The organism is Flavihumibacter cheonanensis, assembly GCF_022352215.1.
Taxonomy (GTDB): Bacteria; Bacteroidota; Bacteroidia; order Chitinophagales; family Chitinophagaceae; genus Flavihumibacter; species Flavihumibacter cheonanensis.
Genome location: NZ_JAKRWF010000196.1, coordinates 1 through 281, shown reverse-complemented (window position 1 = coordinate 281; position 281 = coordinate 1). Strand labels below are relative to the sequence as shown.

1 protein-coding gene is annotated in these 281 nt (G+C 72.6%); it reads left to right on the top strand.

All coding sequences use genetic code 11. The features are described 5' to 3' along the window. A partial coding sequence (locus MD536_RS21665; protein WP_239603861.1) for a zinc-binding dehydrogenase occupies window positions 1-281 on the top strand: 281 nt, incomplete at both ends.

Here is a 281-nt window from a genome sequence, read left to right as displayed (position 1 = left end):
GTCGACGAGCACTTCGTGCTGCGGGTCCCCGCCAACCTCGACCCGGCCGGGGCGGCGCCGCTGCTGTGCGCCGGCATCACCACCTACTCGCCGATGCGCCGTTGGGGCGACCTCGAGGGCAAGAAGGTCGGCGTGGTCGGCCTCGGCGGGCTCGGGCACATGGCCGTGAAGTTCGGCCGGGCCTTCGGCGCCCGCGTCGTGGTCTTCACCACCTCGCCGGGAAAATCCGAGGACGCGAAGCGCCTCGGCGCCCACGAGGTCATCGTGTCGACCGACCCGGA